Source organism: Azospirillum sp. TSO22-1, assembly GCF_003116015.1.
Taxonomy (GTDB): Bacteria; Pseudomonadota; Alphaproteobacteria; order Azospirillales; family Azospirillaceae; genus Azospirillum.
This window is the reverse complement of the sequence record NZ_LGQZ01000208.1, coordinates 1-12,223: the sequence shown is the minus strand read 5'-3', so window position 1 is coordinate 12,223 and position 12,223 is coordinate 1. Positions and strand designations below refer to the sequence as shown.

Sequence of the window (12,223 nt, the reverse complement as noted above, 5' to 3'; positions counted from 1 at the left end):
TCTCCTTGCCGGCGGCGTAGTTCCAGGAGATCAGCACGACCTTGCGATGCCCGTCCTTCAGCACCACGTCGCCGCAGGGGAAATTGGCCTGCCAGTTGGAGAAGGAGGTGCGGAAGACGTTGGCCGCGCACAGCTCGCGGGTGATGCGGTTGGAGCCGGCGTTCGGCACGATGGTCAGCGTGCCTTCCTCCTTCGCCACCTGCACCATCGCCTCGGCGACGCCGGAATGCACGGTGCCGACCAGCACGTCCACCTTGTCCTTGACGATCAGCTTGGCGGCGTTGTCCTTGGCCTTGGGTGGTGCCGACTCGTCGTCCACCCGGGCGAACTCCACCTCGACTCCGCCGAGCTTCTCGCCCAGTTCGGCCAGCCGCAGCTTGAAGCCGTCGGTGATGTTGTTGCCAAGCAGCGAGTAGCTGCCGCTGTACGGCAGCATCAGGCCGACCTTGATGCGCGCCGGCGCGCCGATGGCGATGCGCGGCAGCCCGGCGACCGCCAGACCGGCAGCCGAGGTTGCGAGGAACTGGCGACGATTCACGATCAACGGAGCAACGGACACGCGGCGTCCTCCTTATATCCTGATGCCTTTTGCGGACGGCAGGGCAAGTGCGGCAGGTGGGTGGATGATACACATGGACAAACAAGTAAACAAGTACCACAATGCGTTTATTGGGGTTGCCGAGCCGATGATCGAGGTCCGCAGCCCTTCCTCGCGGAGCCTTCCCGGCCATGGCATCAGCGGCGAATTCGGTTGATAACGAGGCGCTTGGGCAGACGGCCTTCCCCGTCACGCTCCCCGGTGGGGGAGCGTCCCCGTTCCACCCGGCATCCCACTCAGATGTACTGGCCGGAATCGACGCGAATCACCTCGCCGGTGACACAGCGCGCGGCGTCGGACAGCAGAAACAGCACGGCCGCCGCGATGTCCGCCACCTCCGGCAGGCGGGTCAGCACCGCCTCGTCGAGCGCCTTCTGTCGGACCTCGGGGGCGAGCGCGAGCGTCATCTCGGTCAGCACCATGCCCGGCGCCACCGCGTTGACGGTCACCCCCTTCGGCCCCAGCTCGCGCGCCGCCGTCTTGGTCAGGCCGATCAGCCCGGCCTTGGAGGCGGCGTAGTTCGCCTGCCCAAACTTGCCGCGCAGCCCGTTGATCGACACCACGTTGACGATACGTCCGTAACCCGCCTCGACCATGCCCGGCGCCAACGCGCGCAGCACGGTGAAGGCGCCGGTCAGGTTGACGTCGAGCACCGAGCGCCACTCCTCGTCGCTCATCTTCAGAAGACTGCGGTCGCGGGTGATGCCGGCGTTGTTCACCAGCAGAACCGGCGGCTTCGGCAGCCGCGCCGCGGCCGCGGCGACGCTGGCGGAATCGGCGATGTCCACCTCGTGGAAGGTCAGGCCGTCTTCCGCCGCCCCCACCTCGCCCGACGGCGCTGCACGGTCGAAGACGTGCACGTCGGCGCCGGCCCGGCGCAGCGCTTCGGCGATGCCGCGACCGATTCCGCGCGCACCGCCGGTGACGACCGCCACCCGACCGCCAAAGCGATAACAATCCACACCCATGACTACCTCCAGGCCATTTCGCTTCCATATTCTCATAATGGAAACACATCCTCCAGATTTTATCAATGAAATTCGAATGAATATTCCATGATATCCTTTATTTTATTTTGAAATTTGGCGTTTCTGTTGAACGCCAACCAACTCGACAACTTGAAAAAGGATGAAATAACTATGCATGAACGACCGAACATCCGATTGCTTGGCGCAGCGGATTTTGAGCGCATGGTGGAAATCGACAAGGCGGTCACCGGGCGCGGGCGGCGCGGCTTCTATGAGAAGCGCTTCGCCACCTCCGCCGGCACGCCACAGGATTTCGTCGGGCTGGCCGCCGAGCAGGACGGCAAGGTGCTGGGCTTCGTGCTGGCTCATCTGCTGACAGGCGAGTTCGGCGTCACCGCGCCGGTCGGCGTGCTGGACGCCATCGGCGTCGATCCGACGGCCCGGGGCTCGGGCATCGGCCAGCGCCTGCTGGGCGGGCTCGAGCAGACCCTCGCCGGCCGTGGCGTGACCGCCGTGCGCACCGAGGCCAACTGGACGGAGCACAGCCTGATCGGCTTCTTCGCGGCAACCGGTTTCCGCCTCGCCCCGCGCCTGCTGCTCGACCGCAGCGTCGGCGCGCCGATCGAGGAGGAGGGCGAGGATGGATTGCTGGCGCGCGACCGCGTGGCCATCCGCTCCATGGCCGAGGACGATCTGGCAGCGCTGGTACGAATCGACCGCCACATCACCGGTCAGGATCGCAGCGCCTACTACGCCCGCAAGGCCAACGAGGTGCTCAAGCACTCCGGCGTGCGGGTGTCGCTGGTGGCGGAGGCGGACGGCACCCCGGTCGGCTTCGTCATGGCCCGCGTCGATTTCGGCGAGTTCGGGCGCACCGAGCCGGTCGCGGTGATGGACACCATCGGCGTCGATCCGGCCAACCGCTCGCGGCACGTCGGCCAGGCTCTGCTGTCGCAGCTGCTGACCAATCTGCGCTCGCTGCACGTGGAGCGCATCATCACCGACGTCGCCTGGAACGACTTCGCCTTGCTGCGCTTCCTCGAGCGCAACGGCTTCACCATGGCGCAACGCCTCAGCTTCACGAAGCCGTTGGACCCGGCGTGAAGCCGCGTCCCCACCTCCCCTGGCGTCGCCACGCCAGGGGAGGTGGTCCCCGTTCGGTCGCCACACAGAAGAAACCCCTCCGCCCACATGGGGCGGAGGGGGCGGCAAGGCCAGTGTCTGTCGGGGGACGCTCAGCGCATCAGGAATGCAGGCGCTGGTACTTCGCCTGCAGTGCGTCGCGGCTCTCGCGACGGTCCGGATCGTCGATGATGCACTCGACGGGACAAACGGTGCGGCACTGCGGCTCGTCCTCGGCGCCGACGCACTCGGTGCACAGCTCCGGGTCCACCCGGTAGACCGAGGATCCCTGGGCGATCGCCTGGTTCGGGCACACCGCCACGCAGGCGTCGCAGGAGATGCAGTCGTTGGTGATCAACAGGGCCATCGTCGGTCTCCCTAGCTGGCGAGCGCCAGCGTCTGCCGGCCATACAGCTTCTCGTGGCGGAAGGCGCCCCACAGCGCCGCACCGATGGCGCCGGCGAAGATCGAGTCCTCGTGCGCCCGGACGTCGAGGTTGATCTTCTCGGTCACCATCGCCTCGCGTAGCGCCGCCACCAGGCCGGCGTCGAGCGCCAGACCGCCGGTCATCAGCACCACGCCGTCCACGGCACCCACCGCCTTTAGGAGCTTGGCGAGGCGCACCGCCATCGACACGTGGATGCCCTTGAGGATGTTGGCCGCCGAGATACCGCGCGACACCATGTTGATGACGTCGGTCTCCGCCAGCACGGCGCAGATCGAGGACACCTTCTCCGGATCGTCGGCCTGCTGGGACAGCGTGCCGATCTCGTCCTGGGCGATGCCGAGATAGCGGGCGATGTTCTCCAGGAACTGGCCGGAGCCGGACGCGCACTGGCTGGTCATGCGGTAGGACAGCACCTTGCCGCGCTCGTCCACCGCGATGGCGCGGCCGTGCAGGGCGCCGATGTCCAGCGCGGCGCGGGCCTGCGGCTCCAGGTAGATGGCGCCGCGGGCGTGCGTGGTCATCGAGTAGAAGTGGCCGGTGTGGAAGTCGAGGTTCTCGCCCTCCCCCGTCGTCGCCACGTAGGCGACGTCGGAGCGCTTCAACCCGGCCTCCCTGAGCAGGTTGTCGTAGCACTCCTCGGCGAGCTGGTAGGGGTCGCGCTGGCGGATGCGCTCCAGCGAGCGGCCGAGCCAGACGGTCTTGCCGTCCTGCGACTGGAACAGCACGGACTTGACGCAGCCGGTGCCGATGTCGATGCCTGCGGTGATGGTCATGGGTGTCTCCTCCCCTGTCAGTTCATCACCGCCCGCTGGGCGAAGGCCGCCCCTCCCAGCGCGCCGGTGTAGATGGAGTCCGGATCGATGTTGATGGTGACGTCGCCGTAGTTCTCCTTGATCAGCTTCTTCAGCTCGCGCACCGCCGCCTCGTTCTTGGCGACGCCGCCGGTGAAGGTGAACTGGTCGCGGATGCCGCCCGAGCGCGAGATGATCGACATGGCGCGCAGGATGATGGCGCGGTGCAGGCCGGCCAGGATGTCCTCGCGCTTCTCGCCGAGCGCCAGCCGGTCGCGCAGCTCGGCCCCGGCGAACACCGTGCAGGTCGAGTTGATGCGCACCGAGCGGGTCGACTTCATCGCCAGCGGCCCCAGCTCGTGCAGGCCCATGTTCATCTCGTCGGCGATGTAGCCGAGGTAGCGCCCGCAGCCCGCGGCGCAGCGGTCGTTCATCTGGAAGTTCTCGACGATGCCGCTGGGGTCCACCTGGATCGCCTTGGTGTCCTGGCCGCCGATGTCGAGCACGGTGCGCGTGTCGTTGTACATGATGTGCGCACCCAGCCCGTGGCACAGGATCTCCGAGCGGATGTGCTCCTTGGGGAACGGCAGGCGGACGCGGCCGTAGCCGGTGCCGACCACGTAGGTCTCCTCCAGCGGGATCCCCAGCGCCGCGCTCACCGGCTTGCGCACCGCCTCGGCATCGACGCCGGCGCCGTCGGTCAGCGTGCTGTCCAGCGCCGCGAGGAACTTCGCCTCCATGGCGCCGCCGGGCGGCCGGTTCTCCACCTCGATGATCGACTTGTCGTAGACGTTGAGCACGAGGTCGAAGGACAGCCCGGCCTCCTTGCACGCCTCGGTCGCCACCGTCATGAAGCGCGAGCCGGCGATGTCGCGGAAGAAGTCGGAGCGGCGCTTGGCGCCCGGCGCGAAGATCTCGAAGGATTCCTGACGCAGCTTGGCGAAGACGTGCGCCAGCGTCTCGTGGATCGCCGTCTCGCGACCGTGGAAGCGCGGACCCGCGGTGTTGCGCACGCAGGTCTCCTCCAGGTCGTTGAGCTGCTCGACGAACTGCACGCGGCGGAAGTGCCGCTCCAGGTCGGCGAGGAACCCGTCCACCTTGCCGGACAGGCCGGAGACGTCCGACAGCCCGCGGCGGAACAGCGTGAAGCGCGTGTCGATCAGCGCCTCCTGCTTGGAGACCGCGGCCGCCGTGTCGTAGTTGGAGCGCGAGTTGGTGATGCCGCGGCCGAGCACCGCGCAGGTCTCGTCCATGACCACCGCCTTGGTGGTCGTGGAGCCGAGGTCGATGCCGATGAAGCACTTCATGGTGCGTTTCCTTCCCCCTGCATCACGCGGCCGAAGCCAGCGCGCGGCGCTTCTGGTCGATCATCTGGAAGTAGCTTTCCAGGCGGTTCTTGACGTTCGCCGCCGAGAAGTAGCGCGGGTCCACCAGATCGGTCTCGATGAAGGCGCCGGGCTTGCCGGTGCGCTTCTCGATCTCGCGCATCATCAGCAGCTGGCCGGCGGAGAAGCTGTTGCAGCTCTTGATCGAGTTGATCAGCAGGCCGTCGGCCTCGTACTCGTTGATGTACTTCTCGAGCAGATCGACGCGCTGCGGCAGGTTGCGGTTGGTGTAGCAGCCCAGGCAGTAGTCGGCGAGGCTCTCCAGCGGATGGTCCGGGTCGTGGCGGAAGCCGAGGTCGTACATGCCGCCGACCTTGGTGTAGGTGGAGGCCACCACCACCGCGCCCTCGTCGTAGAACATCTTCCAGAAGTCGCGGAAGCTGGTCCAGTTGGGCGGCCCCTCGACCACCAGCCGGTACTTCTGCTCCTTCATCTCGCCTTCCGGCGTCAGCGGCCCCAGGCCCTGGCGCATGCGCTCCTCGATCTCGGCGCGCAGCAGGCGGTAGTACTCGACCGCGTCGTCGGTGCCGCGGAAGGCGGTGAAGATCGGGCCGATGTAGTAGACGCCGCCGAAGTAGGCGTCGATCGGCGTCGGCTTGTTCTTCGCCGTCTCCAGCACCCACACCAGATCGTCCTCGGCCTTGGCCGAGCGGCGCAGGTTCTCGCGCAGGCGGTCGATGTCGAACTTCACGCCCGACACCTTTTCCAGGGTCGGGATGACGTCCTCCTTGAGCTGCTTGACGATGTAGTCGCGCATGTTCTGCGTCGTCTTGCCGTCGCCCTGGTAGGGGACATGCAGCATGACGGTCGGGCAGTTGTACTCGGCGCGCAGCAGCTCGAACCACTTCATGAAGGTGAAGCAGCCGGTGTAGCTCAGCAGCAGCAGGTCGGGGTCGGGCAGCGGCTTGCCGTTGGGGGCGAGGTTGCCGCGCTTCATCATGCCGAGGTCGGCCTTGACGTAGGTGCAGACGTCCTCGGAATGGCCGCCCTTCTCGGCCTCGGTGATGTAGCCGCCCGAGAGCTTCTTCATCCCGTTCTGGATGGCGTTGATCTCCGGCAGGTTGTTGAGCATGTCGAAGCACATGATCAACTCGTTGAGGTTGCCGGGAACGAAGGTGGAGGCCACCTTGCGGCCGTGGCCCCTGGTGCTGGTGAGAAGATCGTAGTTGTTGGCGATCATCTCCTTCTGCTTCAGCATCGAGGCTTCTTTGATGACGTCTTGCGTGCTCATGCGGCGCTCCACAGCTTGATGGAGTCGGCAAAGGTGCCGGCCTGTTCACGGATGGGCTGCATCTGCCCGGAGTTCTCGGCGTACTTGAAGGAGATGTACGGGATGCCGTGCGCCTTCAGCTTGGCCTGCAGCATCGGCCGCTCGAGCAGCGCCGGATCGCAGAAGCTGGGGGCGGCGAAGATCACGCCCTCGGCGCCCTTCTCGCGCACCGACTGGATCAGGTACTTGCCCTTCTCCCCCTCGTCCGGCTGGAACTTGGCCGAGGTCTCGGCCGAGCGGTGCAGGAAGGCGGACGCCAGGTTGGCGAGCGGGTCGCCGTCCGCCGGCACATCGTCCAGCAGCCAGCGGTTCACCAGCATGAAGTCGTCGTCGACGATGTAGCAGCCGGCCATCTCGATGGACTTGATGAGGTTGAGCGGCGGCTGCTCGCAGAAGGCGCCGTTCAGCACGACCCGGCAATTGTCGCGCATCGGCCGGTCCTCGGCCTTCACGGCGGCGAGGTAGTCCTTCATCAGCTGCGTGTGCTCCTCGACCGGCAGCACGTTGCCCGCCCGCATCAGCAGGTAGACCTCCGACGAAGGGGCCTTCCACGGCGTGGCGGCGCGGAACGCGTAGACCTCGCGGACCAGCCGGCGGTTCTCGTTGTAGACCTCGATGGAGGCGCGCAGCGCCTCGTCGGTGATCCGGGCGCCGCCCAGCTCCTCCAGCCCCTCGCGGAGTTCCCGCAACTCCTCGATGTAGTAGTTGCCGCCGACCTCGTCCTTGTAGTTCTGCGGCGTGTCGAAGAACCGTGTGTAGACCTTCGGGAACAGCAGCTTCCACATGCCCGACAGGTTGCGGATGACGTCGCAGACGAACGGGAACAGCATGCCGTCGGCGAAATCCAGCTTGCCGGTGATGCCCAGCTCCAGCGTCGAGCGCGGGATGCGGCAGATGTAGCTCTGGTAGTAGGCGTCGCCGTGGATGACCTCCATGTTCTCGCCGCCGCCGAGGATGCCGAGCGGCAGCATGTTGGCGGCGTGGATCAGCTCGCGCGGGACGTAAACCGGCATGTAGCCGACGACCTTGCGGCCAGGGGCGGCGTCCTTCCAGGCGCGCGCGGCGGTGAAGTCGAGGTCGTCGAAAAGGTCCTGGCAGCGCTGCACGATCGCCGCGGTGCTGTTCGGGGTTGCGGGCATCAACGGTCCTCCCAGTGGGCGGCCCGCTTGTCGAGGAACGCCGTGAGTCCTTCCACGGCGTCGCGCGTCGACATCAGGCCGTCGATGTAGATTGTCTCGGCGTGGGCGAGCTTGCTGCGCACCCGCTCCACCATGTCCTGCCGGCTCGCCGCCACCGCGAAGCGCAGCGACGAGGCCGAATGCTTGACGACGTGCGCGTCGAACCACGCCAGCGCCGCCGCCTCCGGGTCGTCCGCCACCGCGTTGAGCAGGCCGCTGCGTGCGGCCTCCGCGGCGTCGATGCTGCGGCCGGAGAACAGCAGGTCCTCGGCCAGCGCGCGGCCCATGCGCTCCGGCAGCAGGCAGGAGGCGGCGGGGGCGAAGACGCCCAGCACGATCTCCGGCTGGCCGAATTTCGCGTCGGGCGAGGCGAACAGCAGGTGGCCGCTCGCCGCCACCTCCAGCCCACCGCCCAGGCACTGGCCCTTGATGGACACCAGGATCGGCACCGGGTAGGCGACCATGCGCAGGACCAGCTGGTGCAGCGCCGCCAGCATGCCCTTGAAGCTCTCGGGCAGATGCTCCTGCACGCTGGCGCCGAAGCTGAAGTGCGGCCCCTCGTGGTCGAGCAGCACGGCACGAACCGGCGCCTCGCCCTGCGCCTCCGCCAGCGCCGCGTCGAGGGCGGCGATCATCGCCGCATCGACGATGTTGGCCTTTGGCCGGGCGAGGCGCAGCCGCAGCAGGCGGCCGTCGCGCTCCCGCCAGACCTGGAGGGGGGAGCCGGTCATCACGCGGGCTCCTTCGCGCGCGCCGCCGGCATCAGGCTCTCGGTCAGCTCCGGCGTCCACGGCGCGGCGGCGGCCAGCGCCTGACGGAGCGCCACGAAGTCGATCTCGCGGTCCTCCTTGGTGCCCTCATTGAAGGCGCGGAAGCCGGCGCGCGCCTCGGTCATCATGTTGAGGGCCAGCCAGGCGCGCGAGTTCTCCTTGTTGGCGTTCCACGCCTCCAGCTTCGGCTTGCGCAGCTCCTCGATGGTCTTGGTGGTGCAGTCGGGGAAGGTCAGCAGCAGCTTGGAGCACAGCGCCTCGACCGTCTCGTCGAGCAGCGACAGGTCCACCGTGCCGCGCTTCATCAGCGCCTTGCCCTCGGACAGCGCGTCGCCGGTCTTGGCCTCGCCGTGAACGATCCGGCCGTACCCGTCGAGCCAGCGGTCGGTCCACACCAGCGGATTGGCGACCCAGGCGCCGTCCACCTTCAGCGCCGGGACGATGCCGGTGATCATGCCCTCGCGGTAGGCGCGGTGCGCCGACCAGGGCTCGCACAGCACGCCCGATTCCATGGCGCGCTCGTTGCCGACCAGGACGGGGAGGAAGTCGGTGGCGCCGCCGATCGGGGCGGAGCCGTGCTTCGGGCCGGCCTGGCCGAAGCGGGCCATGTCCTGCGCGACGGTGAAGTCGCAGGCCATGCCGATCTCCTGCCCGCCGCCGATGCGCATGCCGTTGACGCGGCAGACCACCGGCTTGTCGCAGCCCAGGATGGCCGAGACCATGTCGTTGAACAGCCGCATGTACTGCCGGTATTCCTGCGGGTTGCCGGCGTAGTACTCGGCGTACTCCTTGGTGTTGCCGCCGGTGCAGAAGGCCTTGTCGCCGGCGCCGGTGAACACCACGCACACCACGTCGCGGGCGTTCGACGCCTCGCGGAAGGCGAGGATCACCGCCTTCACCATCTCGGTGGTGTAGCTGTTGAACTGCGACGGGTTGTTCAGCGTGATCCAGGCGTTGAACAGGCCGGGCGCGACGCTGCCGTCCGGGCGGCGGGCCGGGCGCTTCTCGAACAGCACGCTTGGTGCCGGGCCGTTGTACTCGCAGGCGGCGAGGTCGTGGTTCTTCATCGGTGTCTCCTCCCGTTACGCCGCCGGCACGAGGATGGCGCGGCGCTTGAGCCGGCGCGCGTGGGCCTCGTGGAAGACGTGGTTGATGTCGTTGAGCGGGTGGCGCTCGATGAACGGCGCCAGCTTGATCTTGCCGTCGAGCACGAGGTCGAGCGCGGCGGGGTACAGCTCCGGCGGGCAACCCCAGTTGCCGAGCGCCCGGGCGTGGAAGGCCATGAGGTTCGACAGCCGCACCTCGACCTTGTCCATGGTGAAGCCGACGACGCACAGCGTGGCGCCGTGGACCAGCAGGTTGTAGGCGGTGGTCTGCCCGGCGCCGGTGCCCGAGCACTCGAAGATCACCCACTCACGCTGGCTCAGGCCCTGGCTCTTGGCGAAGGCGCCAATCTCCTTCTTCAGCGCGCGCGGGTCGAACTCGCGGACGTTGAGGGTCCGCGCCGCGCCGTAGCCGGCGACCGCCTCCAGCTTCTCCTGATCGACGTCGAGCGCCACCACCGTGGCGCCGAAGGCGGCGGCCACCTGCACGCAGTGGGTGCCGACGCCGCCGACGCCGATGACGATGGCGAGCTGGCCAGGCGCCACGCCCGCCTGCAGCACCGCCTGATAGGGCGTGGTCACCGCGTCGGCGACCACCGAGACGTCGGCCAGTTCCAGCCCCGCCGCGGCGAGCCGCGCCTCGTCCACCGGGCACAGGCCGCGGGCCGGCACCACGACGTGGCTGGCGAAGCCGCCCTGGATGTCGTTGCCGGGCATCTTCTGGTTCGGGCAGATCGTCCCCTTGCCGCGTTTGCACAGGTCGCACTCGCCGCAGGGCATCACCGCCGGGACGATCACCGCCTTGCCCAGCCAGGATTCGACCCCGGCCCCCGCCCGCGTTACCCGGCCGGAGATCTCGTGCCCGAGCGCCAGCGGCAGCGGCTGGTTGGTGCGCACGCTGTCGTAATAATAGCCGAGGTCGGTGTGGCAGACGCCGCATCCGGCGACCTGGACCACCACCTCGCCCGGTCCCGGAACGGGATCCATCGGAACCTGCGCCATCGGTTCGCCCGCGGCTGTCATCACCCAACGATGCGGCGACACGCTCGTCTCCTCCGTGTTCGGGTTCCTTGTGGGGCCGCGCCCCGTCCCGGGCGGGCCGCGGGCTTGCCCGCATCAATTACGCATAGAAGTACCGATTTACCTATTTACGGTCAAGCGCATTTTTCGCTCCTGCGATCATCAGCCTTTCCAACCATCGCTTGCAGGGTCCGGGAGGGCATGCCGAATGCCGGCCGCACCGCCGCGCGGCCAGCATTCGCCAGGAACGACCCTATGGTGTTCGATAAGAGGTCAGCCGCCGAAAAGCGGGACGACTCCCTCGGGTTTCCGCTGCGGGTGCCGCTCCGCCGCGATCAGCTTCAGCATGGTCGCCACGGAGATGGAACTGAGCGTCACCCGGGTGATGTCCTCGATCTCTTCCAGGACGCTGCCCAGAACCCGGCCCTCGGGCGTCGCGTCCGCCGCCTCGCGCCCGCCCTCACCGGACGAGTCGACGTCTTCGAACAGTCGGATGAGGTCCAGGAGCGTGATGCGCTTGGCGTTGCCGACGAAGCGGTAGCCGCCGCCGGCTCCCCGCACCGCCTCGACCAGACCGGCCCGACCCAGCGAGCGCAGCACCTTGGACAGGTGGTTGACCGAGATCCCGAAGCGGTCGGCGATCTCGGTCGCCGAGAACTGCCGGTCCGGATCGGACGCCAGTTCGAGGATGGCGTACAGCGCCAAGCGCGTGGCTACCTGCAGTCTCATCGTCAGAGGCTCTTTTCGAGTTCGATGAAGGGCCCCGCCCGCATGCCCTGGCTGCGGAAGAAGGACGTCAGCAGCGTCTGGTCCTTGCGCACCATCGTGCGCACCGTGCTCACGCCCGCCAGACGGAAGCACGCGCAGATGGTGTCGACCAGAAGCGACGCCACCCCCTGCAGCCGGGCGTCCGGCTTCACGTTGACCGCGAAGATCCAGCCGCTGGGAGACGAGCCGAACTCCCAGGCGCGGATCTCCCCGACGATGAAGCCGACCGGCGTGCCGTCGCTTTCCGCGATGATGAAGAAGCGGTCCAGGCGCTTCCTGCCATACCACTCGTACTGCTCTTTCCAGTACTGCTCCTTGGCGAGCCCGGTGATCTCGGCGTCAAGAGCGATCACCACCGGCAGGTCGGACGGCTCGGCCGGACGGGTGCTCAGCGTCGCTTCGGCGGCTGCGGCGTTCCGGGGCGGCATGTCTGCACTCCTGTCGACGATCACGCTAAGGGGACGGGAGCCGCGTGGTATAGGGAAATTCCTCATCCGAGTACACCATACATAGTGGACACACCCCGTTCCGGCAACGGCGATCGGCTCGCCGCCGCCGTGGCCCCAGGCCCGCCCCTTGACGAAGGCCCTTGAGTGCTTCGCATAAATACGTATACTGGTACCAATTTGCGTCAATACGGCGATCGGAATCACCGCGCGATGATTCCGACGGCGAAGGGCGCTTGGAAGGGAATAGCCCATGTCCAGAGATTCGGCCACCATAGCCTTTGTAGGCAGTGGCGGTGCCGGCGTCATGACGGCCGGCCAGATGCTGCTCGACGCGGCGGCGAGCGTGGGGTGGT

14 protein-coding genes are annotated in these 12,223 nt (G+C 67.6%); 2 read left to right on the top strand and 12 right to left on the bottom strand.

Going from position 1 to position 12,223, the window contains the following annotated elements:
• Nucleotides 1-559, bottom strand: a 559-nt coding sequence (locus TSO221_RS33895; RefSeq protein ID WP_146208997.1) for an ABC transporter substrate-binding protein, incomplete at its 3' end; no start/stop codon positions are given.
• 73 nt (nucleotides 560-632) lie between these two features.
• Between TSO221_RS33895 and TSO221_RS36935 the strand changes: the two genes are divergently transcribed.
• On the top strand, nucleotides 633-755 hold the full coding sequence (locus TSO221_RS36935) for a hypothetical protein (RefSeq protein WP_282187869.1): 123 nt from the start codon (nucleotides 633-635) through the stop codon (nucleotides 753-755).
• Nucleotides 756-834: 79 nt separating this feature from the next.
• Here the strand turns inward: TSO221_RS36935 and fabG are convergent, their stop codons facing one another.
• A complete protein-coding gene (gene fabG / locus TSO221_RS33890) occupies nucleotides 835-1,566 on the bottom strand; it encodes a 3-oxoacyl-ACP reductase FabG (protein ID WP_109122862.1) in 732 nt (243 codons plus the stop codon).
• A gap of 222 nt (nucleotides 1,567-1,788) precedes the next feature.
• On the opposite strand from fabG, the gene TSO221_RS33885 reads away from it, so the two are divergent.
• On the top strand, nucleotides 1,789-2,670 hold the full coding sequence (locus tag TSO221_RS33885; RefSeq protein ID WP_109122861.1) for a GNAT family N-acetyltransferase: 882 nt from the start codon (nucleotides 1,789-1,791) through the stop codon (nucleotides 2,668-2,670).
• 139 nt (nucleotides 2,671-2,809) lie between these two features.
• Here the strand turns inward: TSO221_RS33885 and TSO221_RS33880 are convergent, their stop codons facing one another.
• From TSO221_RS33880 to TSO221_RS33835, 10 genes are all read right to left on the bottom strand, one after another.
• Entirely contained in the window at nucleotides 2,810-3,055 is a 246-nt protein-coding gene (locus TSO221_RS33880) for a YfhL family 4Fe-4S dicluster ferredoxin (protein WP_109122860.1), read from the bottom strand.
• 11 nt (nucleotides 3,056-3,066) lie between these two features.
• The gene (gene bcrD / locus TSO221_RS33875) at nucleotides 3,067-3,909 is read right to left on the bottom strand and encodes a benzoyl-CoA reductase subunit D (protein WP_109122859.1); all 843 of its coding nucleotides are present in this window, start codon (nucleotides 3,907-3,909) and stop codon (nucleotides 3,067-3,069) included.
• Between the two features lie 17 nt (nucleotides 3,910-3,926).
• The gene (gene bcrA / locus TSO221_RS33870; RefSeq protein ID WP_109122858.1) at nucleotides 3,927-5,234 is read right to left on the bottom strand and encodes a benzoyl-CoA reductase subunit A; all 1,308 of its coding nucleotides are present in this window, start codon (nucleotides 5,232-5,234) and stop codon (nucleotides 3,927-3,929) included.
• Between the two features lie 22 nt (nucleotides 5,235-5,256).
• Nucleotides 5,257-6,543, bottom strand: a complete 1,287-nt coding sequence (gene bcrB / locus TSO221_RS33865) for a benzoyl-CoA reductase subunit B (RefSeq protein WP_109122857.1) — start codon at nucleotides 6,541-6,543, stop codon at nucleotides 5,257-5,259.
• Nucleotides 6,540-7,721, bottom strand: coding sequence for a benzoyl-CoA reductase subunit C (bcrC, locus tag TSO221_RS33860; protein ID WP_109122856.1), 1,182 nt, complete (start codon nucleotides 7,719-7,721; stop codon nucleotides 6,540-6,542). The genes bcrB and bcrC overlap by 4 nt, the downstream gene beginning before the upstream one ends.
• On the bottom strand, nucleotides 7,721-8,491 hold the full coding sequence (locus TSO221_RS33855; protein ID WP_109122855.1) for a cyclohexa-1,5-dienecarbonyl-CoA hydratase: 771 nt from the start codon (nucleotides 8,489-8,491) through the stop codon (nucleotides 7,721-7,723). The genes bcrC and TSO221_RS33855 overlap by 1 nt, the downstream gene beginning before the upstream one ends.
• Nucleotides 8,491-9,597, bottom strand: a complete 1,107-nt coding sequence (gene oah / locus TSO221_RS33850) for a 6-oxocyclohex-1-ene-1-carbonyl-CoA hydratase (protein ID WP_109122854.1) — start codon at nucleotides 9,595-9,597, stop codon at nucleotides 8,491-8,493. The genes TSO221_RS33855 and oah overlap by 1 nt, the downstream gene beginning before the upstream one ends.
• 15 nt (nucleotides 9,598-9,612) lie before the next feature.
• The gene (gene had, locus TSO221_RS33845) at nucleotides 9,613-10,677 is read right to left on the bottom strand and encodes a 6-hydroxycyclohex-1-ene-1-carbonyl-CoA dehydrogenase (protein WP_247878394.1); all 1,065 of its coding nucleotides are present in this window, start codon (nucleotides 10,675-10,677) and stop codon (nucleotides 9,613-9,615) included.
• A gap of 249 nt (nucleotides 10,678-10,926) precedes the next feature.
• Entirely contained in the window at nucleotides 10,927-11,382 is a 456-nt protein-coding gene (locus TSO221_RS33840; RefSeq protein WP_109122852.1) for an Rrf2 family transcriptional regulator, read from the bottom strand.
• Nucleotides 11,383-11,384: 2 nt separating this feature from the next.
• Nucleotides 11,385-11,849 carry a GNAT family N-acetyltransferase gene (locus TSO221_RS33835; protein WP_109122851.1) on the bottom strand — a complete coding sequence of 155 codons (465 nt, stop codon included), beginning with the start codon at nucleotides 11,847-11,849 and terminating at the stop codon, nucleotides 11,385-11,387.
• Nucleotides 11,850-12,223: the final 374 nt, after the last annotated feature.